The sequence below is a fragment of the Dyella solisilvae genome, assembly GCF_003351225.1.
Classification (GTDB): Bacteria; Pseudomonadota; Gammaproteobacteria; order Xanthomonadales; family Rhodanobacteraceae; genus Dyella; species Dyella solisilvae.
On record NZ_QQSY01000009.1, the window covers coordinates 71,967 to 94,699 of the forward strand.

Sequence of the window (22,733 nt, forward strand, 5' to 3'; positions counted from 1 at the left end):
CCCCAGCTGCCGGCATGACGAACCGTAGCGACGCATCCCCCACCCTGATCCGGCTCAGCGACTACCAGGCCCCGGCCTGGCGCGTATCGCGCGTGGAATTGACCTTCGACCTGGGCATCGACGCCACGGAGGTCACCTCGCGGCTGCAGCTGGCGTGCGATCCGACCGGCCCCGCGCCGCTGCGCCTGGATGGCGAGGGCCTGACGCTGCTCGACATCCAGCTCGACGGCCAGCCCTTGCCCGAAAGTGCCTGGCGCTATCAGGACAACGTGCTCGAAGTGGATGGCGCCCGCGACGGCAGCGTGCTGGAAACGCGCGTTCGGGTGACTCCGGCGGCCAACACCGCGCTGGAAGGCCTGTACCTGTCCGGATCGCGCGAGACCGGCTTCCTGCTCACCCAGTGCGAAGCCGAGGGCTTCCGCCACATCACCTTCTTCCTCGATCGCCCTGACGTGCTGGCCAGTTACACGGTGACGCTGCGCGCCGACCGCGAGCGCTTCCCCGTGCTGCTGGCGGGCGGCAATCCCGACGGCCATGGCGAACTGGACGACGGCCGCCACTGGGCGCGCTTCGTTGATCCGCACCCCAAGCCCAGCTACCTGTTCGCGCTGGTGGCCGGTCGCCTGCAGAAGATCGAGCGCGACTACGTGACTGGCAGTGGCCGCCCGTTGCAGCTGGTGATCTGGGCCGAGGCCGACGCGATCAGGCATTGCGGCTATGCGATGGATGCCCTCGAGCGCGCCATGCGCTGGGACGAGCAGGCCTATGGTCGCGAGTACGACCTGGACGTGTTCCACGTGGTGGCCACCCATGACTTCAACATGGGCGCGATGGAGAACAAGGGCCTCAACATCTTCAACGCGAAATACCTGCTGGCCGACCCTGACTCCAGCACCGACGAGGAATATCGTGCGGTCGAAGCGGTGGTCGCGCACGAATACTTCCACAACTGGAGCGGCAATCGCGTCACCTGCCGGGACTGGTTCCAGCTGTCGCTGAAGGAAGGCCTCACGGTGTTCCGCGAGCAGCAGTTCTCGGCGGACATGAACTCGCCTGCGCTCAAGCGCATCGAGGACGTGGCCCTGCTGCGCCGCGCGCAGTTTCCGGAGGACGCCGGCCCGCTGGCGCATCCGGTGCGCCCCGCGCAATACAGCGAGATCAACAACTTCTACACCGCCACCGTCTACGAGAAAGGCTCGGAGCTGGTGCGCATGGTGGCCGGGCGGCTGGGTCGTGACGGATTCCGCCGTGGCATGGACCAGTATTTTTCGCGCCACGACGGCCAGGCAGCGACGCTGGAAGATTTTCTCGGCGCATTGGGTGACGCCAACGGCATCGACCTGGGCGCCTACCTGGCCTGGTATGCGCAAGCCGGCACGCCGAGGCTGACTGCACGCGGTCGCTACGACGCAGCGCATCGCACCTATACGCTCACGCTTTCGCAGCACACCGCGCCCACGCCCGGCCAACCGCACAAGCGGGCGCTGCCGATTCCGGTGAAGCTGGCGTTGTTCGATCCCCGCGGCCGCATGGTTCCGTTGCATCTCGCCGGCAACGGCGCCGATGCCGGGGCAAGCGAGCGCGTGCTGGTGGTGGACAAGGCGGAACAATCGTTCGTGTTCGAGCAGGTCGAGGCGGCGCCGGTGCCGTCGCTACTGCGCGGCTTCTCGGCCCCGGTGATCCTCGAGTGCGACTACGCGCCGGCGGATCTCGCGCTGCTGCTGCGCCACGATCCGGACGGCTTCAACCGCTGGGAGGCCGGCCAGCAACTCGCCGCGCGCGCGTACGACAACCTGCGCGAGGGCAACAGCTCCGCCGCCCTGGATGCCTGGTGCGAGGCGCTGTCGGCGCTGTTCGGCGATACCTCGGTGGATGCCGCGCTGCTTGCCGACCTGCTTACGCCGCCCGGCGAAATCGAGTTGTCCGAGCGCGAGCGCCAGGTCAATCCCTCGCATGTCCATGCGCTACGCCAGCAGCTGCAGGAACACCTCGCACTGCGCATCGGCCGCGAGACCCTGGAACAGCGCTACACCGCGCTGGCCGCGCACACCAGCCTCGAACTCGATGCCGCCAGCCAGGCGCGACGCCGCCTCAAGCGACGGGTGCTGGAGCTGCTTGCCCGCATCGACCCTTGGGCCGCGCATGGCCTCGCCACGCTGCAATACGACAACGCCCCCAACATGACCGATCGCCTTGGCGCGCTCGCCGTGCTGGTGCGCGGCGACGCCCCCCAGGCGCATGCCGCACTGGCGCACTTCCGCGAACGCTACGCCGACAATCCGCTGGCGATGGACAAGTGGTTCTCGGTGCAGGCCCTGCTGCCGGGCGCCGTGGTGCTGGAACGCGTGCGCCAGCTGGAAAGCGATCCGGCGTTCACGCTGAAGAACCCCAACCGCGTCAACTCCCTGTTCGGCGCGTGGGCGCGCAGCAACCCCGATGGCTTCCATCGTCCGGATGGCAGCGGTTACCAGTTACTGGCCGAACGGCTGCGCCAGCTCGATGCGCTCAACCCTCAGGTATCGGCGCGACTGGCCACCGCGTTCAACGGCTGGCAGCGCCTGGAACCGACTCGGCATGCCGCAGCGCGATCGGCCATCGCCGCACTCGCTGCGCATCCCGGCCTGTCGCGCAACCTGACCGAAATCGTGCAGAGCATGCTTCAGGGCTAGGGACCGGCTCAGCTGCCGTGCGTGGCCACCGGCCACGCGCGGCGCCTGCAGGAGCGCTCTTCGTTCGCGCAAAGAAGTGCGCCCGAGTGCATCCCGTCGACGACGGGGCACCCGGGCGTAAGCTCATGATCGGGAGGGGTGGCCGGATTCGACCATGACCCCTGAAACCGGGCGCTTTGGCCCGGGTACAACGACGCCTTACTACGAACGGACGTCTGGACATCCAAATACATCACCGGTCGCGCCCATGGCGCGCGCCGTCACGCCTCGAGGCGCTTGAGCTCGTCGCGCAGGCGGCTCATCCGCGAGATCAGCCGCGGGCGTAAGACCTGGCGCTCGTTCTCGCTGCGCGCATCCAGATGCTCCATGGCCATCTCGACGAGGCCCAGCTCGATCAGCAGGTCGTGGTGGTGGTAAACCGGCTCGAAATCAAAACTCAGATCCATGACGTGAGTCCCCCTCTCGGTTGCCTTTCGGTTGGCCAACGAGGGAATGCAACGCCCGTGCCAGCAATGTGATGCACATCACACTCCAAAAGGGCATGGATCACGGAATGACGCTGCGCGTCAGCAGGTGCCGTGAACCGGCACAAACGAGCGTTTTAGTCACTCCACGTTCACGCGAAAGGCCTGAATATCCAACCCACGACGCGGCAGACGCACCGCCGCATCGGCGCAGAATTTTCAGTTTCTGGCGCCCGGCAACACGGTCATCCTGGATTCCCCCTGTTCCTGAGACCGCCGGGCGCCAGATCTTATCCAGGCTCGAATGCGCGCCATCGGCGCAGCGGGGCCAGAAAAAAACGACGGCGCCCCGAGGGGCGCCGTCTCGCTTCCTCTCCCGGCACGCAATCGAACCCCTGTCGTTCGATCTCGGCGCGCGTTGTCGCGCAGCGTCTGCCCGTGAAAGTGCACGTCAGGTAAAGCAGGAAGCATGCCAGCGGCGGGGCGACCCCGGTGGCGTTACCATTAGCGTCGTTTTTGGTCCACTCCTGCGCTTCCGGGGCAGCTTGTCATGTTTCATCCCACCCCCTACGACGTCATCGTGATCGGCGGCGGCCATGCCGGCACCGAGGCCGCGCTCGCTTCGGCCCGCACCGGCGCGCGCACCCTGCTGCTCAGCCACAACATCGAGACGATCGGCCAGATGAGCTGCAACCCGGCCATTGGCGGCATCGGCAAGGGTCATCTGGTGAAGGAGATCGACGCCCTCGGCGGCGCCATGGCCCACGCCGCGGACCTGGCTGGCATCCAATGGCGAACCCTGAATGCTTCCAAGGGCCCGGCCGTGCGCGCCACGCGCTGCCAGGCCGACCGCGCCCTGTACAAGGCGGCGATCCGCCGGATCGTGGAGACCCAGCCACAGCTGGAGCTGTTCCAGCAGGCGGTGGACGACCTGATCCTCGAGGGCGGCCGCGTCACCGGCGTCGTGACCCAGATGGGCCTGAAGTTCCAAGCCCGGGCGGTGGTGCTGACCGCCGGCACCTTCCTCGCAGGCAAGATCCACATCGGCCAGGCGCAGTACGCCGGCGGCCGCGCGGGCGATCCACCGGCCAGCACGCTGGCTCAGAAGCTGCGCGAACTGCCGGTGGCCGCCGACCGCCTCAAGACCGGCACGCCGCCCCGCATCGACCTGCGCAGCATCGACTTCACCGGGCTGGAAGAGCAGCCGGGAGACGATCCGGCGCCGGTGTTCTCCTACCTGGGCTCGCGCGACGAGCATCCGCGCCAGGTCAGCTGCTGGATCACCCACACCAGCGAGCACACTCATGAGCTGATCCGCGGAGCGCTGGACCGCTCCCCTCTCTACAGCGGCCAGATCGAGGGGATCGGCCCGCGCTACTGTCCCTCGATCGAGGACAAGGTGGTGCGCTTCGCCGAGAAGAGTTCGCACCAGATCTTCATCGAGCCCGAAGGACTGGACACCTTCGAGGTGTATCCCAACGGCATCTCCACCTCGCTGCCCTACGACGTGCAGCTGGCGCTGGTGCGCTCGATCAAGGGCTTCGAGCACGCGCACATCACGCGGCCGGGTTACGCCATCGAATACGACTACTTCGACCCGCGCGGCCTGCACCCGTGGCTGGAAACCAAGACCATCCCGGGCCTGTACTTCGCCGGCCAGATCAATGGCACCACCGGCTACGAGGAAGCAGGCGCGCAAGGCCTGATCGCCGGCCTCAACGCGGCGCTCGCGGTGAAGGGCGAGGCGCCGTGGTATCCGCGCCGCGACGAGGCCTACATCGGCGTGCTGATCGATGACCTGACCAGCAACGGCACCATCGAGCCGTACCGCATGTTCACCTCGCGCGCCGAGTACCGCCTGCACCTGCGTGAGGACAACGCGGACCTGCGCCTTACCGAGACCGGCCATCGCCTCGGCGTCGTGCCACAAGCGCGCTATGACGCCCTGCGCGCCAAGCGCGACGCCGTGGCGCAGGAAACGCAGCGCCTCGGCGCCATCTGGGCTGCGCCGAGCAACGGGCTGGGCGCCAACGTCGAGCGCCAGCTGGGGATCACGCTCAGCCGCGAGACCAACGCGCTGGACCTGTTGCGCCGCCCCGAGCTCGACTACGCGAAGCTGACCTCGGTGGAAGGCATCGGCCCCGCGGTCAGCGACGATGACGTCGCTGCGCAGGTCGAGGTGCAGACCAAGTACGCCGGTTATCTCGACCGCCAGCGCGAGGAGATCGAGCGCCAGCGTCGCCACGAGCAGACCGCGATCCCCAACGGCTTCGACTACGACAAGGTGCGCGGCCTTTCGGCCGAGGTGCTGCTCAAGCTCAAGCGCGTGCAGCCCGAAACCATCGGCCAGGCGGCGCGCATCAGCGGTGTCACGCCCGCAGCGATTTCGCTGCTGCTGGTGCACCTGAAGCGTCGCGACGCGGCCTGATCTCCCGCCCGGCCGTCGCAGCCGGAAATCATGCGCGCATGGCATCATGTGCGCTTGCTGGCACACTCGGGAGCGCACCATGGAATTCTGGATCGGTCGGGACGGCGAGCGACACGGCCCCTACAAGGAAGTGGACGTGCGCCAATGGCTGCGCAGCGGCCAGGTCAGTCCCGACGACCTGGGCTGGCACGAAGGCCTCACCGACTGGCAGCCGCTATCGAGTCTGTTTCCCGACGAAGTGCGCGCTGCGCCTCCTGCGTTCACCCCACCGACGCCCGACGAGTCGTTCGTCGCCGCGGCGCCTTTCGCCAGCGAGGCGGTGCTGACCGACTACGCCGGCTTCTGGAAGCGGGTGGCCGCGTACATCCTCGATGCGCTCGTGCTGTGGGTCCCCAACATGCTGCTGAGCAGCCTGTTCGGCGCGAACCAGGCCGCGGAAACCTATCTGCAGGCCAAGCTCGCCGCCGGCAATGATGTGCAGCTCGCGCTGCAGGCGTTCGATACGTATTTCCAGGCGCTTGGCCCGGCGCTGCTGGCGCAGACCGTGCTCACCTGGCTGTACTTCGCGCTGTGCGAAAGCTCCGTGTGGCAGGCCACGCTGGGCAAGCGCGCGCTGGGCATCCGCGTCACCGACCTTGACGGCAAGCGCATTGGCTTCGGCCGCGCCACCGGTCGCTATTTCGGCAAGCTGCTCAGCGCCTTCATCATGTGCATCGGCTTCCTGATGGTGGCCTGGACGCAGCGCAAACAGGGCCTGCACGACATGCTCGCGCAGACGCTGGTGCTCAATGGCCGTGCGGGCGAGACAGTGGCGAATGCCTCGAACAACAACCAGCGTCACGGCTCAATCAGCGCCTGACGTCGTGCGCGCTCATCAACGCCGGGATGCGTTTTCACGCATCCTGGCGACCCGGTGAGAAGGCGTAGGAGTTACCCCACGCTGAGACGGTCTCGCACGCTGCGCGCGACGCGCGTGACGCGTGTGGAACACCAGGTTAACGGGATGATTGCATCCAGTCGTCCATTGGTTCGTTCCTGCATCACGTCATCGTCCCGATGACCAATGGCAGTCGCGACGCCTGTGGCATGTGACCTAGGCTGATGCCCTCGGCGATGCGCGTTCGCGTGCAGGCCAGTTATGACCTATGGGTGATGCGCGTCGTGTCCTATGGGCGCAAGCTTCCCGTTGCAGGGGGGCCGCACCAGACAAGGTCATGGCCCAGATTCACGCTGACAGCGGCTGGATTTATCACTGCGACGACATCGTCGTGGAGCCGCGAGCCCATCGCCTCGAACGCGCCGGCGTGGCGCTTTCGGTCGAGCCGAAGGCGTACTCGGTGCTGGTGGTGCTCTTGCAGCAGGCCGGCGAGGTCGTCGGCAAGGACGAGCTGCTGGATGCCGCCTGGGGCCATCGTCACGTCACACCCAGCGTGCTGACCCGCGTGATTTCGCAACTGCGCCGCAGCCTGGGCGACTGCGCCGGCTCGCCCCGCTATATCGCCACGGTGCACAGCCTCGGGTATCGCTTCATTGGCGACGTGAGGCGCATCGCGGCGGCGCCAGCGCCGGCCCCCGCCGAAGCTCCCGATGCGCCAGACATCAGCCCCGACCAGACGACGGCCGACACGCCGACTGTTCCCATTCCGCGCCCGCCTGCCCCCGTGCGCTGGCTGGCCGCCGCCATCACTCTGGTGATGATCGTGGCGGTGCTTGCGGCGATGAGCCTGTGGCATGCACCGGACGCCCACCTGACCTCGCCTCGCAGCTCGCCGCGGCCCGCCCTCGTCTTCATGCCGTTCGCGCATGCCAGTGACCCGCGACCGCTGCACACGCGGCACTGGCCGCGCGTCCATCGGGTCGCCACGGAATACGGCGGCAGCGACGATCAACTGCGCGCCGACGACGACCTCCCGCTGCGTCCGGACCAGGCGCCGGTCACCCGGGGATAAGCGCCGGAACGACTTGCTATGATCGACAGTTCGGCATGCCGCGACGTCGGCACGCCGCCTCGTCGAACGCACAGGAATCGCTTCAGCCTCATGCTCAGCATCGAACAACGTATTGCCCAGGACATCGCCGCCAAGCCGGATCAGGTCCATGCCGCGGTGGATCTGCTCGACGGCGGCGCCACCGTGCCGTTCATCGCGCGCTACCGCAAGGAAGCCACCGGCGGTCTCGACGACACCCAGCTGCGCCTGCTGGAAGAGCGCCTGCGCTACCTGCGCGAGCTGGAAGAGCGCCGCAGCGCGATCCTCTCCAGCATCGAAGAACAGGGCAAGATGACCGACGCGCTCAAGGGCGACATCCTCAGCGCCGACACCAAGGCGCGCCTGGAAGACCTCTACCTGCCGTACAAGCCCAAGCGTCGCACCAAGGCGCAGATCGCGCGCGAAGCAGGGCTCGAGCCGCTCGCCACCGGTCTTCGCGAGGATCCCTCGAAGTCGCCGGAAGCCTTTGCCGCCTCGTTCGTCGACGCCGAAAAGGGCGTGGCCGACGTGCGGGCCGCGCTCGACGGCGCGCGCGCGATCCTGATGGAGAGCATCGCCGAAGATGCCTCGCTGCTCGGCGAACTGCGCGACTGGCTGTGGGACAAGGGCCAGATCCGCGCCAAGGTGGTGGAAGGCAAGGAGAACGAAGGCGCGAAGTTCCGCGACTACTTCGACCACGTCGAACCGATCGGCAAGATTCCTTCACATCGCCTGCTCGCGCTGATGCGCGCACGCAACGAAGGCGTGATTGAACTCGAACTGGCGCCTGCGCTCGACATGGAGCAGGGCCATCTGGAAGGCGAAGGCCGCGTCGCATCGCGCGCCGGCATCCTCGATCGTGGCCGTCCGGCTGACGCATGGCTGCGCGAAACGGTGCGCCTGACGTGGCGCGTGAAGTTGCACCTGCACCTGACGCTGGACCTGTTCGGCCGCGTGCGCGAAGGCGCCGAGGACGAAGCGATCCGCGTATTCGGCGACAACCTCAAGGATCTCATGCTTGCCGCGCCGGCCGGCGCCAAGAGCGTGATGGGCCTGGACCCGGGCATCCGCACCGGCGTGAAGGTCGCGGTGGTCGACGCCACCGGCAAGCTGCTGGCCACCGACACCATCTACCCGCACGAGCCGCGCCGCCAGTGGAACGAATCGCTCGCCGCTCTGGCGCGCTTGTGCCAGAAGCACAGCGTGGACCTGATCGCGATCGGCAACGGCACGGCCTCGCGCGAAACCGACAAGCTAGCGGGCGAACTGATCAAGGGGCTCGCCAAGTCGCATCCGGAACACAAGCTGTCGAAGATCGTGGTGAGTGAAGCGGGCGCGTCGGTGTATTCGGCGTCCGAAACCGCGGCCAAGGAATTCCCGGATCTCGACGTGAGCCTGCGCGGCGCCGTGTCGATAGCGCGCCGCCTGCAGGATCCGCTGGCGGAACTGGTGAAGATCGAGCCGAAGGCGATCGGCGTGGGCCAGTACCAGCACGACGTGAACCAGGTGAAGCTGGCCCGTGCGCTCGACGCCAAGGTCGAGGACTGCGTGAACGCGGTGGGCGTGGACGTGAATACCGCCTCCGCCGCGCTGCTTTCGCGCGTGGCGGGCCTGAGCGCCAGCGTCGCGGATAACGTGGTGAAGCACCGCGACGCCAACGGCCCGTTCGCCAACCGCAAGGCGCTGCTCAAGGTGCCGCGCCTGGGCGACAAGGCGTTCGAACAATGCGCGGGCTTCCTGCGCGTGCCCCGCGGCGACAACCCTCTCGACGCCAGCGCGGTGCATCCGGAAGCCTATCCGGTGGTTGAGCGCATCATCGCCCAGTGCGGTCGCGAGGTGCGCTCCATCATCGGCGACACCAGCTTCCTGCGCGGCCTCAAGGCCGAGCAGTTCACTGACGAGACCTTCGGCCTGCCGACGGTGCGCGACATCCTCAAGGAACTGGAGAAGCCCGGGCGCGATCCGCGACCGGAGTTCGTGGCGCCGAGCTTCGCCGAAGGCGTGGAAGACCTGAAGGATCTGCGTCCCGGCATGGTGCTGGAAGGCCGCGTCACCAACGTGGCTGCGTTCGGCGCCTTCGTCGACATCGGCGTGCACCAGGACGGCCTCGTGCACGTCTCGGCGCTGTCGCACACCTTCGTGAAGGATCCGCGTGAAGCGGTGAAGGCCGGCGACATCGTCAAGGTGAAGGTGATGGAGGTCGACCTGCCGCGCCAGCGCATCGGCCTGTCCATGCGCTTGGACGACGAGCCGGGCCAGCAGGCCCGTGGTGGCCGGCCGGCCGGCGGCAACGATGCCCGTGGCGGCCAGCGCGACAGCCGTGGTCCGCGCCCGAGCGGCGGCGCGCCCAAGCCCGCCGCGGCGGCGGCGCCATCGAACAGCGCCTTTGCCGACGCGCTGTCGCGCGCCATGAAGCGCTAAGCCGGACCATCTCCCACAGGGCGCGCACCTCCGGGTGCGCGACCTCGGCACAACGACGCCATCACTGCGCCAGGGCCCTCGCATGAGGGCCTTCGGGCGCGCGGGGGGCGTGCGCCTCCCCGTTCAGGCGTGACCCCACTCGCAGTACTGACCAGTCGCGATGCGCCGCAGCATGCGGCCACGTACGGTGTGCATTAACGTAACGATGAGGTAACAATTGGCCTTATTGCCCAGGAGCGTTCCCCTATGCCCCGTATTCGTCTTATGGCCGGCGCCATCACCGCCGCCCTGCTTTTCAGCTCTCATGCGTTCGCGGCCAACAACAATTTCAATAACGTGGTGGTCTTCGGTGACAGCCTGAGCGATGCCGGCAACGTCTCGCTGATCCTGGACCCCAGCCTGCAGACGCCGCAGCGCTTCACCACCAACCCCGGCTCCACCGCCGCCGAGAACGTGGCCAAGGCCCTGGGCTTCCCCACCGGGCCGTCGATCCAGGGCGGCACCGATTACGCCTACGGCGGCGCCGGCTTCGTCAACAACGCCACCACGCTGCCGATCCTCAACATTCCGCAGCAGATGCAGCAGTACTTCGGCATCACCGGTGGCAAGGCCGACCCGCATACGCTGTACCAGATGTGGGGCGGCGCCAACGACATCTTCTATCTGACCGGCGCGTACACCGACGCCAACGTGATCTCCGCCGGCGCGATCGCAGCGGCGCAGACGGAAGTGAAGCTGCTGGGCAACCTGCAGGCAGCGGGCGCGAAGTATGTGGTGGTGTACAACCTGCCGGACATCGGCAAGACGCCCGAGAGCATCGCCGCAGGCGCAGCCACCCAGGCGGCCGCCACCCAGCTTTCGATCGTCTACAACAATGTGCTGCAGACCGGCATCTCGCAGCTCAGCAACAATGGCCTCAACATCATCCCGGCCAACACCTTCCTGCTGATCGATGAGGTGGCGGCCAACCCGGGCGCGTTCGGCTTCACCAACGTCACCGACCCGGCGTGCGGCGCCGGCTCCAGTTCGGTGGTGTGCGGTCCGCAAGGCGCCACCAGCGGGCTCTTCCTCTACCACTACCCGGCCGGCGCCCAGCAGACCTACCTGTTCGCCGACGGCGTGCACCCGACGACGCAAGCCGACGTCATGCTCGGCCAGTACGTGATGTCGATCATCAATGCCCCGGGTTACGCCTCGCTGCTGGCCGAGGCGCCGCTCTCGTCGATCGACGCGCAGAACCGCACCATCCGCAACCAGATGCTGGCCGACGCGCAGGGTAGCGACACGCGCGTGTTCGCCGCTGTCGATTACGGCTACCAGCGCTTCGACGGCACCACCCAGTCGCCGCGGACCACCAGCGACAACGTCAACCTGACGCTGGGCACGGACGTACGTGTCAACGACAACTTCAACGCCGGCATGTCCTTGAACATCGGCCAGCACAACGCCGACTACCAGAGCGGCGGCGGCTACAAGCTGCAGGACCTGTCGGGCCTGGGCTACCTGTTCTACCACCAGGGTGGCGGCTACATCGGCGGCTACGTCGACTTCGGCCAGGACAACTTCTCGGATATCGAGCGTCGCATCCAGCTGGGCAGCTACACCCGCACCGAGACCGGCAAGGCCGACGGCAACCACCTGGGCGGCGGCTTCACCGGCGGTTGGTGGTTCGACGTCTCCAGCCTGCGCACTGGCCCGTTCGCCACGATCGACTGGCAGACGGTCAAGGTCAACGGCTACAACGAAAACGGCAACGACAGCAGCGCCATGTGGTTCGGCCGCCAGCAGCGCGACCAGTTCCTGACGACCCTCGGCTGGCGCCTTGAGGGCCACTGGCAGGCTGGCAACGTCATGCTGGCGCCCTACGCCGAACTGGCCTGGAACCACGACGACAAGGCCGATCCGCGCCTGGTGACGGCGGGCCTCAACAGCATGCCGGGCAGCTTCAGCCTGGTCGGCTTCAGCCCGGACAAGAACTGGGGCACGGCCGATCTTGGCCTCAGCGCGCAGTTCAACCAGGCGCTGTCCGGCTGGGTGGGCTTCAATGGTCGCTTCAGCGACAGCAGCCAGAAGTACGACAGCCTCAACGTCGGCGTGAAGTACGCCTTCTAAGGCGATCGCCAGCCGAGACGATCAGGCCGCCCGTGCAAACGGGCGGCCTTTTTGTTGGGAGCGAACGCCCTGCAACAACCTGCGCGTCGTGCTGTGTCACGCATCGGCCGCAGTACCAAAAGGCGGTACGCGTTACGAACGGCTGGATACTGGCCATAAAAAAAGCCGCCTGCAGGTGCGGGCGGCTTTTTTCGGCAACTTCAGCGGAGGCTTACTTGCCCTTGCCGCCCGTCGCCAGGTTCAGGATGGCCAGGGCCTGCTTCTGCAGGCTGGCGGCATCGTCGTCGCTCAGCGGGCTGGTCTTGCCGCCGGCTTCGACCGTCTTCAGCACCAGCGAACCGTCCTGAGCCCAGGCGGCGCGCGAGGTCGAGCTCGGCTTGGCGTCCTGGCTGGACTTCTTCTGCTGCACCACCACCCACGGCTTGCCGTCCTTGAAGGCGTAATCCGTGCTGGTGAAGCCCTTGTCGCCGTAGTCCACCTGCTCGCGGATGAACTTCACTTCACCGGCTTCACGGAACAGCTGCCAGCTGCGCGAGACCTTGTCTTCCAGCTTGGTGCCCGGGGTGATCTTCATGCCGCCGATCTGCTTCTGCACGGCGGTGAAGGCAGCCAGTTCCTTCTCGCCGGCAGTCTGCTCGGCCACCAGCTGGATGTTCACCTGCATCGGCGCACCCTTGGTCAGCACCTGGGTCTGCAGCGGCGGCGTGTAATGACGGTCGCCGTCGACCAGGTCGGCCTTCAGCACGTACAGGCCGGCCGGATTGACGTCGGCAGGGTTGAATTCCAGCTCGAACGACAGCGGGAAGGTGTTGGCCGGGGTCACCGTCTTGGTGGCCAGCGGACCGCCGTCCTGCGTGGACACGTCGATCAGAGTGAGCTGCAGTTTGGCGTCAGCCGACACCTGGGCGGCGTCGCGGAGCGTCACCTGACCGGTGATCGCATTGGCCTTGGCGGGGGTAGCCGAACCGGTGGTAGCGGCCGTCTCTCCGCCCTGCGTGGCGTTCTGGGACGACTCGGAAGAATTGCCGCAACCGGCAAGAGCCAGTGCCGCGACCGACATCAGCGACCAAACCAACCTGCGCATGTGAAAACCTCTATCGATTGTCAGGGCTAAGCGCGAGAACCATCAGGCGCCCAACACGCCTCGACTCTCCTCGGGGGAAGCTCCCAGAATAGTCCAAAGACAAGGACTTGTAAAAGTTCGCGCCATGCGCTTGCGTATGCTCAAGGCCGCTGCGCCACGCCCCACGGGGCGCAGGATGACGCCTTCGGCCTGCTCCGGCGGACAACTTCCGCCCGCCAGCGCGAATTAACAGATCGTAATGTTTCGGAGCGGCGTTTCGCAGCACACTGCGCCCGGTCGATGTCAGCGCAAGCCTTACGTCAGCGGCGCGCGGGGATCTACGCAACCGAAACCGTGAAGCCCTGCGGAGGATGGTCCGTGCGCGCATTTCGTAAGAATATTGAAGGGTATCTTACGGTACAAAAGCTTGCTGGCTGAACTGCAACAGCGCCAGAGATGGCAGTTCGCAGCCGTATGTGACTGGTTGGAAAGGCATAGCAGGGCAAATTTCCTGTCTGTCAGCTGAACGAGTCCCGGAGCGAGTGGTTACCTATTTCGCGCAGTTGCGTTGTCTGGAGGCGGCAGAAGTTGCTCCGAGGGGGCAGCCGGTTCCAATTAAATGCGAAACTGCGAAAGATCGTGCGGCAGTCAACGCTGCTTTTATGCTTGCGTCACGCTGAATCATCAATTCCCGGTTCACGCTCATTACAACTTGTCGCCATCCGCCTGGAAACTGCGATGAATATGCAAAAAATTACGATGAATGAGCCCGCGACCACCTTCGCTGATCGCATCAAGGTGCTGATCCAGCGCGTGGGCAGCGTCACCGAGATCGCGCGTATGTGCGGCTTTTCCGAGGGCGTCGTGCGCAGCTGGCGCGACGGCAATACCGACCCCTCCCGCGCGCGCTGCGTCACCCTGGCCAAGACCCTGGGCATCTCGCTGGTGTGGCTGGTGGCAGGCGAAGGCCAGATCCAGGCCACTGACGCCATCGCCTCGGGTGAGGAACTGCCGAACGCCGAGATGTCGGCCAACCGCCATCGTTCCAAGCTGCGCACCGCGGCCGATACGCTCAACGCCACTGGCATGGCGATGGATCCGCACCGCCTGAACACGGCGCTGCGCATCCTGCAGTCGGAGCTCGATCTGGCCGAAAGCCGCCTGACCCTGGCCGACAACGCCGACATGCTGGCCGACCTGTACGAAATTCTCGGCCCGGGCGGCACCGACGTCGACGCCTCCGCCATGGTGTCGTTCAACCAGCGCCTGCACGAGCGCGTGAAGCGCGGTCGCCAGACCATCGGCTGAGCATCGCGTCCACCGCATGCAAACAAAAACGGCAGCCTCGCGGCTGCCGTTTTTTGTTGGGACACCCGCCTTGGCTTACAGGCGGGCGATATCTGCGATGGCTCCGAACTGCGCCTTGAGCTGGCCCAGCAGGGCCAGGCGGTTGGCGCGCACTGCCGGATTCTCCGCGTTGACCAGCACGCTGTCGAAGAACGCGTCGACCGGCGCCTGCAACTGCGCCAGTCGCGTCAGTACGGCGGCATAGTCGCCCTGCTGCAACGGCGAGGCCGTGTCCGCCTTGGCACTGTCCAGGGCCGCCGCCAGCGCGCGCTCGGCATCGGCTTCGAAGTGCGCCGGGTCGACGTGGCTGCCCACTGGGGCCGCGCCAGCTTCCTCGGCCTGCTTGCGCAGGATGTTGGCCACGCGCTTGTTGGCGGCCGCCAGGCTCAACGCCTCCGGGCGACGCCCGAACTCGGCCACGGCGCGCAGCCGGCGATCGAAATCCACCAAGGTGGCCGGCGCCACCGCCAGTACCGCCTCGAACTGTTCGCCGTTGAAGCCCTGCTCGGCGTAATAGCCGCGCAGGCGCTCGAACACGAAGTCGACCAGTTCGTCCGTCAGCGCCGCGCGGCGCTTGCCGGCATCGAGCACCGGCGCCTTGCCGTCCTTGCCGGGCTTCAGGCCCGCGGCGAGAGCCGCTTCGGGAAGCAGCTCCAGTGCTTCGACGAAGCTGCCGCGCAGGTCCAGGTCCAGGCCGCCTTCCACGAGGGTGCGGGCAAGGCCCAGCGCCGCGCGGCGCAGCGCGAACGGATCCTTGTTGCCGCTGGGCTTGAGGCCGACGGCGAAGATGCCGGCCAGGGTGTCGAGGCGATCCGCCACGGCGAGCACCTGGCCCACCTTGCCGCCTGCGATGGCGTCGCCGGCAAAACGCGGCTGATAGTAGCTATCCAGCGCATTGGCCACTTCCTTTGCCTCGCCATGATGAGCGGCGTAGTAGCGGCCCATCACGCCCTGCAGTTCGGGGAATTCACCGACCATGCGGGTGAGCAGGTCGCACTTGCTCAGCGCCGCGGCGCGCGTCGCTTCGCCGGCGTCCACGTCGACGCGGTTGGCGATGATGCGCGCCAGTTCGGCCACGCGCACGCTCTTGTCCCACAGGCTGCCCAGCGCCTGCTGGTAGGTTACGTTCTTCAGTTGATCCTGGTAACCGGCCAGCGGCGTCTTCAGGTCTTCGTCCCAGAAGAACTTGGCGTCGGCGAAGCGCGGACGGATCACGCGCTCGTAGCCCTTGCGGATTTCCGACGGCTGCTTGCTCTCGATGTTGGCCACGCCGATGAAGTGCTCGGTGAGCTTGCCCTCGGCGTCGAACACCGGCACGAACTTCTGGTTGGTCTCCATGGTGGTGACCAGCGCTTCGGGCGGCACGGCGAGGAATTCACGATCGAACTGGCAGGCGATGGCCATCGGCCATTCGGTGAGGTTGGCGATCTCGTCCAGCAGCGAATCGGGGAGCTGCGGCACGCCGCCGGTCTCCTTCGCCGCGCGCGCGATCTCCTCGTGAATCTTCTGGCGACGTTCGGCCGGATCGGCCATCACCTTTGCCGCGCGCATCGCGTCGAGCCAGCTGTCAGCATCGACCACGTGCACGGGATGCGGATGCATGAAGCGATGGCCACGCGACTTGCGGCCGCTCTTCAGGCCAAGCACCTCGCCATCAATGATGTCGGCGCCGTGCAGGATCACCAGCCAGTGCGCGGGGCGCACGAAGCTGTAGTCGTGATCGCCCCAGCGCATCGGCTTGGGGATCGGCAGGCCCTTGAGCGCTTCTTCCACGATCTCCGGCAGCAGCGCGGCGACCGGCTGGCCAGGCTTGACCGCGCGGAACACGAACCACGAGCCCTTGTCGGTTTCGAGCTTCTCCAGCTGCTCGACGGTGACTCCGCACGATTGCGCAAAGCCCTGCAGCGCCTTGCCCGGCTGGCCATTGGCGTCCAGCGCGGCATTCACCGCCGGACCGCGACGCTCGATGCTCTGCTCGGGCTGGTTCACCGCCACCGACGGAATATGGACGGCCAAACGACGCGGCGATGCGTAGCGCACCGCGTGATCCAGCGACGCTTCCACGCCGCGCTTGGCCAGGCCATCGCACACACCACGCAGGAACGCCTGCGAAAGCTCATCAAGCGCCTTCGGCGGCAGCTCTTCCGTGCCCAGTTCGATCAGCAGCGGCTTGGTGGCGGCGCTCATGCGGCCTGCTCCTTCTGGTTCTTCTTCAGGCCCGGGAAACCGAGCTTCTCGCGTTGCGCCACATAGGCCTCGGCCACGGCGCGCGCCAGCGTGCGCACGCGCAGGATGTAGCGCTGGCGTTCGGTGACGCTGATGGCGCGACGCGCATCGAGCAGGTTGAAGGTGTGGCTCGCCTTCATCACCTGCTCGTAGGCAGGCAACGGCAGGTTGGCGGCGATCAGCTTGTTGGCTTCGCCCTCGCACACGTCGAACCAGCGCAGCAGTTCGGGCACATTGGCGTGCTCGAAGTTGTAGGTGCTCTGCTCCACTTCGTTCTGGTGGAACACGTCGCCATAGGTCACCTTGCCGTGCGGACCCTCGGTCCACACCAGGTCGTAGACGTTGTCCACGTTCTGCAGGTACATCGCCAGGCGCTCGAGACCGTAGGTGATCTCACCGGTGACGGGACGGCACTCCAGTCCGCCGGCCTGCTGGAAGTAGGTGAACTGGGTCACTTCCATGCCGTTGAGCCACACTTCCCAGCCCAGGCCCCAGGCGCCCAGCGTGGGCGATTCCCAGTTGTCCTCGACGAAGCGCAGGTCGTGCACCAGCGGATCGAGGCCCAGCTCCTTCAGCGAGCCGATGTACAGGTCCAGGATGTTGTCCGGGTTAGGCTTCATCACCACCTGGTACTGGTAGTAATGCTGCAGGCGGTTCGGGTTTTCGCCGTAGCGGCCGTCGGTGGGACGGCGCGAGGGCTGCACATAGGCCGCCGACCAGGGCTCGGGGCCGAGCGCACGCAGGAAGGTGGCGGGGTGGAAGGTGCCGGCGCCAACCTCGGTATCGAGTGGCTGCAGCAAGACACAACCCTGCGCCGCCCAATAGCGGTTAAGGGTCTGGATCACATCCTGGAAAGTGCGCGCGGACATGGCTTCCCGTGGGCTTCAATAAAGCGGGTTAGTATAGCCGGGACCGCTTTCGCCGCTGGATTTTCGGCGAAATTCAACAGGGAGATCACGGTACATGGCCGCTTCACCGCAATCCGTCTCGTTGCTTGGGCGCCGCACCCGGCTGGCCCTTGATGAAGTGCTGGCCACCCTGGTGGTGGACGGCTTCCTGCTGGCCGAAGACGCCAAGCAGGTGCGGATGGGCAACCGCAGCGGCCGCGCGACGGTGGAATTGCACCCGCTGGTGCTGGTGGCCAACGCCAAGCTGCCCAGCCAGCGCGACCCGGGACGACCACTGAGCCTGGAAGTGCTGACCGAGTGGCTCGCCGGCCACGCGCAGCTGCCGTACCTGAAGATCGACCCGATGAAGATCAACGTGGCCGCGGTGACCCAGGTGGTCAGCCGCGCCTACGCCGAGCGGCATCGCATCCTGCCGGTGGCGGTGGCGCCGGGCGAGGTCACCTTCGCCTCGTGCGAGCCGTTCGATCACGCCTGGGCCGCCGATCTTTCGCACATGCTGCGCCGGGACGTGAAGCGCGTGGTGGCCAATCCGCTGGACATCAACCGCTATCTGCTGGAGTTCTACGGCGTCCAGCGCTCGATCCAGTTGGCGCAGGACGCCAAGGGCTCCGGCTACGACTCCTCCGCGATCCTCAACTTCGAACAGTTGGTGGAGCTGGGCAAGACCGGCGAGGTGGGCGCGGACGACCGGCATGTCGTGCACATCGTCGACTGGCTGCTGCAGTACGCATTCGAGCAACGCGCCTCGGACATCCACATCGAGCCGCGCCGCGAGGCGGGCCAGCTGCGCTTCCGCATCGACGGCGTGATGCACAAGGTGTTCGAGCTGCCGCCGCCGGTAATGACCGCGGTGACGGCGCGCATCAAGATCCTCTCGCGCATGGACGTAGCCGAAAAGCGCCGCCCGCAGGACGGCCGCATCAAAACCCGCTCGGCCAGCGGGCGCGAAGTGGAACTGCGCATCTCCACCATGCCCACCGCGTTCGGCGAGAAGGTGGTGATGCGCATCTTCGACCCGGACATCGTGGCCAAGGATTTCTCGCAGCTGGGCTTCTCCGCCAGCGAGGCGGAGATCTGGCGCACGATGGTGGAGCGTCCGCACGGCATCGTGCTGGTGACCGGCCCCACCGGTTCGGGCAAGACCACCACGCTGTACTCCACCCTCAAGCACCTGGCCACGCCCGAACTCAATGTGTGCACGGTGGAAGACCCTATCGAAATGGTCTCCGGCGACTTCAACCAGATGCAGGTCCAGCCGGCGATCGACCTGGACTTCGCCGCCGGTGTGCGCACCCTGCTGCGCCAGGACCCGGACATCATCATGGTGGGTGAGATCCGCGACCTCGAAACCGCGCAGATGGCGGTGCAGGCCTCGCTCACCGGCCATCTGGTGCTGTCGACGCTGCACACCAACGACGCACCAAGCGCCGTCACGCGTCTGCTCGATCTCGGCGTGCCGCACTACCTGATCCAGTCCACGCTGACCGGCGTGGTGGCGCAACGCCTGGTGCGCACGCTGTGCCCGCACTGCAAGGCGGAAACCACGCAGGATCCGCACGAATGGACGGCGATGACCCATGGATGGTCGCTGCCGTTGCCGGAGAAGGTGTTCAAGCCGGTGGGCTGCCTGGAATGCCGCAACACCGGCTTCATGGGCCGCACCGGCGTCTACGAGATGATGCAGCTGTCGCCGCGCCTGCGGGGGCTGATCTCCGCCCAGCTGGATCTCGGCCACTTCGGCCACGCCGCGCTGGCCGAAGGCATGCGACCACTGCGCATCTCGGCCGCCGAGCAGGTGGCGCGCGGCGTCACCACGGTGCAAGAAGTGCTCACCGTGATACCGCCGATCGAGCACGGTTCAGCCTGAATCAGCATCATCGGATCCATGCCATCGTCGTCCCATCGCATGAAACCTGTCCTGATCATCCGCACCGGTCGCGCTCCCGACCCCATCCGTGCCCGCCACGGTGATTTCCCGCATTGGTTCCGCCTTGGCGCGAAACTCTCGCCGGAGCGCGTACGCGTGGTGGACGTCGAAGCCGGGGAAACCTTGCCCCCGCCACGGGAGGTCGCCGGCGCGCTGATCACCGGCTCCGCGGCCATGGTCACGGAGCGCGCGCCCTGGAGCGAACGCACGGCGGGCTGGATTCGCGACGCCATGGACGAAGCGCTGCCGATGTTTGGCGTGTGCTACGGGCATCAGCTGATGGCGCATGCGCTGGGTGGTCGCGTCGACTACCTGCCCGGCGGTCGCGAAATCGGCACGGTCGCCATCGATCTGCTCGATGCTGCCAGGAGCGACGCCTTGGCCAGCCAGTTCCCCGCCACGTTCAAGGCTCACGCCACGCACGAACAAAGCGTGCTCGAGTTGCCCGCGGGAGCGACCGTGCTTGCTTCCTCCACACGGGATCCGCACCACCTCGTGCGCTACGGCGCCAACGCCATGAGCAGCCAGTTCCATCCGGAATTCAATGCCGACGTGATGCGCGCCTATATCGATCGCAAGCACCACGACATGCGCCGCGAAGGCTTCGATCCGCACCACACCTTCCGGCAGGTGGCGCCGACCCCGCTGGCGCGGCGGTTGTTCCGCCAATTCTCCCGCCACCATGGGCTCGCCGCCGGCTGAGCCGGCTGTCATCGTGGCGATCTAGAATGGGCCTGCGACGCACCGCATCTCGGCAGGGACGGGCAGCATGGACAAGTTACGGCCACACGTACATCGGGCGTCGGTCATCGCCATGCGCCTGGTCGACATTGCCGACTCGATCGACCTGACGGCTGTCGAAGCTTTGTGGGCGCGCCACGCCCGCACCATGGCCGCGCGTGGCCGGCTGGTCACGGCGCCACCCAAGGCGATGAGCTTCGGTGTACCGCCGGTGGAGCTGACTCTTGCGCCGCTCACCATCGAGCTGGACGGCCAGCCGCTGCAGGCCTCCGTGGTAGTGCGACTCTACGAATTCGGCGTGGCCGCCTTCTCGATCAGCGTGCCCGCCAACGACCTGTCCTGGCCCGCTTTCAGCGGACGGGTCAACGCGGTGGATGCCGCGCTGGGAATCGCGTCGGAAACCAGGACATGGAATGATCTGATCCAACAGATCATGGAGCTCATGCGGCCTGCGCTGCGGCGCCCCAGCCTCGAACCCCTGCACGAGGACTATCTACTCGGCCTGGTGCATGCGCTGGAAGGCGTGAGCAGCACCGCCAACCTGCACGACGAACTCGACCTGGTGCCGCTGCTGGCAGGTGAGTCACGCGCCCTGTCGGAGCAGGCGCGGCAGGAGCTGCTGCGACAGCGCTTTACCTACTACACGGACGACCTGGTCGTCCTCACCTGGGACCGCGCCTTCATCATGGAGCCTGGCGACGACTCCGATGTGGTCGACATCCTGGAGGTCGCCAACGCGCAGCTGCTCGAGATGCGCTATTACGACGAACTGCTCGACGCGGAACTGCCGCGCATGTACGACCTGGTCGAGGCCACCCACAACGTGGCCAATCCCCTCGCGGCGCGCCGCTATGCCGACCTCGCGCGACACCTTTACACGCTGGTCGCTGAAGTCACCGAGGTCACTGAAAAAGTCGACAACGCGCTGCAGGTCACCGAGGACGTTTACCTGGCCCGCGTCTATGCCTCGGCACTGGAGCTGTTCCGGGTGCCGCACGTGAGCAAGGCGGTCGACCGGAAACTTTCCATCATCCGCGACAGCTACGCCGCGCTCTATGAGGAAGCCTCAAGCAAGCGCGGCGAACTGCTGGAACTGGCGATCATCATCCTGATCGTGGTGGAGATCGTCTTCGCGGTGATGCACCACGTCTAGCCGCGACGCCGTCGGCTGCGACTCAGCGGCCGCGCGGCGGCATCGGGAAAGGCGTGATCTTCTGGCCGTCGCTGGCATCGCGGATGACCAGTGCGCCCTTGCTCTCTACTTCTTCGATGCGAACCACCGATTGCATCGGTAGATGCAGCACGCGCGTATCCTTGAATTCGTCGCGCAGGCGCTCCTCGGTCGGATCGACCAGCAGGCCCTCTCCGGCAGGCTCGAACACCAGCTCGCCCACTTCGGTAAAACCCCACAGGCTGCTCGATGCGATATGCCGCGCGTACAGCTCGTAGCATTTGCCCAGGTGGAGGAAGGTGACTTTGTAGAGTTTCTTGTTGCGCATGGGGATTATGTTATCGCCGCAGGCGCCGCGCGATGTCGTCTCGCGAGAAAAGCGCAAACACGACGCCGAACAGGAAGCCGGCGATGTGCGTCCACCACACCACGGCGCCGTAACTCGGCCCGGCATAGCTGAACAGCAATTGCAGCAACACCCAGATGCCGATCAACAGGAACGCCGGCATGCGTACGAATTCGAGGTACAAGCCCAGCGGCACCACCAGTCCAAGTCGCGCACGCGGGAACAGCGCGATATAGGTGCCAAGCACCGCCGACACCGCACCGCTGCAACCGATGATCGGGGAACGCACGCCGGCCAACGACAGGGCGCCGACCAGGTTGGCGATCATCCCGCCGAGCAGGAACAGCGACAGGAAACGCAGCGAACCGAGTGCACGCTCGGCGGGAATGCCGAAGATCACCAAAAACAGCAGGTTGCCCAGCAGGTGCAGCCAGGCCAGATGGATGAAAAGCGCGGTGAACAGGCGCAGCAGCGCCGGGTCGTGCAACTGCGGAAGGATCGGCTGCTTGGCATCGAAGATGTTCGCCGGCACCGTGCCCCATTCGAGCCACATCGACATCCGCTGGGGCCCGGGCATCAGCGCCAGTCCCACGAAACTGATCACGCACACGACCACCAGCAGCGCAGTGGCCCACTGCACGTGCTGGCGATGGCGAGTTTCGACGTGGACGAACACGGGATGGATGCTCCGCGGAAATTACGATCAGATGAGTTTCGCATCATAGGCGATCCATCTGGCGTGCGGCGGTAGTGATTGCCCTGGGGTAGGCGCGTTTCGCGCGCAGGGTGCGCTCCTACAGCGCGCGGTGCGCCTGGTGGACGCACGTGGTGAGCGACGCGGCGCGCGCAGAGGCGTGATGTGGGCGCCTTTGCATGCGCGGATTTTTCTCGCGCACAAAGACAAACGCCTTCCCGGATGGGAAGGCGTTTGAGGGATAAAGCC

The 22,733-nt window shown here is 66.4% G+C and carries 16 protein-coding genes; 10 read left to right on the forward strand and 6 right to left on the reverse strand.

Annotation, left to right across the window (positions count from 1 at the left end):
* Positions 1-14 precede the first annotated feature (14 nt).
* A complete protein-coding gene (gene pepN, locus DVT68_RS19590) occupies positions 15-2,669 on the forward strand; it encodes an aminopeptidase N (protein ID WP_114826899.1) in 2,655 nt (884 codons plus the stop codon).
* Positions 2,670-2,929: 260 nt separating this feature from the next.
* Here the strand turns inward: pepN and DVT68_RS19595 are convergent, their stop codons facing one another.
* Positions 2,930-3,115 carry a hypothetical protein gene (locus DVT68_RS19595; RefSeq protein ID WP_114826900.1) on the reverse strand — a complete coding sequence of 62 codons (186 nt, stop codon included), beginning with the start codon at positions 3,113-3,115 and terminating at the stop codon, positions 2,930-2,932.
* 568 nt (positions 3,116-3,683) lie between these two features.
* Between DVT68_RS19595 and mnmG the strand changes: the two genes are divergently transcribed.
* The 5 genes from mnmG (at position 3,684) to DVT68_RS19620 (ending at position 12,061) form a co-directional block, all read left to right on the forward strand.
* The gene (gene mnmG, locus DVT68_RS19600) at positions 3,684-5,561 is read left to right on the forward strand and encodes a tRNA uridine-5-carboxymethylaminomethyl(34) synthesis enzyme MnmG (RefSeq protein ID WP_114826901.1); all 1,878 of its coding nucleotides are present in this window, start codon (positions 3,684-3,686) and stop codon (positions 5,559-5,561) included.
* Positions 5,562-5,640: 79 nt separating this feature from the next.
* Positions 5,641-6,420, forward strand: a complete 780-nt coding sequence (locus tag DVT68_RS19605) for an RDD family protein (protein WP_114826902.1) — start codon at positions 5,641-5,643, stop codon at positions 6,418-6,420.
* Between the two features lie 355 nt (positions 6,421-6,775).
* On the forward strand, positions 6,776-7,510 hold the full coding sequence (locus DVT68_RS19610) for a winged helix-turn-helix domain-containing protein (RefSeq protein WP_158543553.1): 735 nt from the start codon (positions 6,776-6,778) through the stop codon (positions 7,508-7,510).
* A gap of 90 nt (positions 7,511-7,600) precedes the next feature.
* A complete protein-coding gene (locus tag DVT68_RS19615; RefSeq protein WP_114826904.1) occupies positions 7,601-9,949 on the forward strand; it encodes a Tex family protein in 2,349 nt (782 codons plus the stop codon).
* A 246-nt stretch (positions 9,950-10,195) separates the two neighbouring features.
* Positions 10,196-12,061: an autotransporter outer membrane beta-barrel domain-containing protein gene (locus tag DVT68_RS19620; RefSeq protein ID WP_114826905.1), complete on the forward strand. Its 1,866-nt coding sequence runs from the start codon at positions 10,196-10,198 to the stop codon at positions 12,059-12,061.
* Positions 12,062-12,272: 211 nt separating this feature from the next.
* Here DVT68_RS19620 and DVT68_RS19625 read toward each other — a convergent pair whose 3' ends face one another.
* Entirely contained in the window at positions 12,273-13,145 is an 873-nt protein-coding gene (locus tag DVT68_RS19625; RefSeq protein ID WP_114826906.1) for a DUF1481 domain-containing protein, read from the reverse strand.
* Between the two features lie 717 nt (positions 13,146-13,862).
* Here DVT68_RS19625 and DVT68_RS19630 point away from each other — a divergent pair.
* The gene (locus DVT68_RS19630) at positions 13,863-14,432 is read left to right on the forward strand and encodes a helix-turn-helix domain-containing protein (RefSeq protein WP_114826907.1); all 570 of its coding nucleotides are present in this window, start codon (positions 13,863-13,865) and stop codon (positions 14,430-14,432) included.
* A 75-nt stretch (positions 14,433-14,507) separates the two neighbouring features.
* Here DVT68_RS19630 and glyS read toward each other — a convergent pair whose 3' ends face one another.
* Positions 14,508-16,658: a glycine--tRNA ligase subunit beta gene (gene glyS / locus DVT68_RS19635; RefSeq protein ID WP_114826908.1), complete on the reverse strand. Its 2,151-nt coding sequence runs from the start codon at positions 16,656-16,658 to the stop codon at positions 14,508-14,510.
* A complete protein-coding gene (gene glyQ, locus DVT68_RS19640) occupies positions 16,655-17,566 on the reverse strand; it encodes a glycine--tRNA ligase subunit alpha (RefSeq protein WP_114826909.1) in 912 nt (303 codons plus the stop codon). Before glyQ ends, glyS begins: the two co-directional genes overlap by 4 nt.
* A gap of 94 nt (positions 17,567-17,660) precedes the next feature.
* On the opposite strand from glyQ, the gene tfpB reads away from it, so the two are divergent.
* The 3 genes from tfpB (at position 17,661) to DVT68_RS19655 (ending at position 21,426) form a co-directional block, all read left to right on the forward strand.
* Positions 17,661-19,472, forward strand: coding sequence for a type IV pilus assembly ATPase TfpB (gene tfpB / locus DVT68_RS19645; RefSeq protein ID WP_114826910.1), 1,812 nt, complete (start codon positions 17,661-17,663; stop codon positions 19,470-19,472).
* Between the two features lie 39 nt (positions 19,473-19,511).
* Positions 19,512-20,234 (forward strand): glutamine amidotransferase, encoded by a 723-nt coding sequence (locus tag DVT68_RS19650; protein WP_114826911.1) that lies wholly within the window; start codon positions 19,512-19,514, stop codon positions 20,232-20,234.
* A gap of 67 nt (positions 20,235-20,301) precedes the next feature.
* The gene (locus tag DVT68_RS19655; protein ID WP_233523569.1) at positions 20,302-21,426 is read left to right on the forward strand and encodes a hypothetical protein; all 1,125 of its coding nucleotides are present in this window, start codon (positions 20,302-20,304) and stop codon (positions 21,424-21,426) included.
* Between the two features lie 22 nt (positions 21,427-21,448).
* Here DVT68_RS19655 and DVT68_RS19660 read toward each other — a convergent pair whose 3' ends face one another.
* Both DVT68_RS19660 and DVT68_RS19665 read right to left on the reverse strand, forming a co-directional pair.
* A complete protein-coding gene (locus DVT68_RS19660) occupies positions 21,449-21,772 on the reverse strand; it encodes a DUF1820 family protein (protein WP_114826913.1) in 324 nt (107 codons plus the stop codon).
* A gap of 10 nt (positions 21,773-21,782) precedes the next feature.
* A complete protein-coding gene (locus DVT68_RS19665; protein ID WP_114826914.1) occupies positions 21,783-22,466 on the reverse strand; it encodes a rhomboid family intramembrane serine protease in 684 nt (227 codons plus the stop codon).
* Positions 22,467-22,733: the final 267 nt, after the last annotated feature.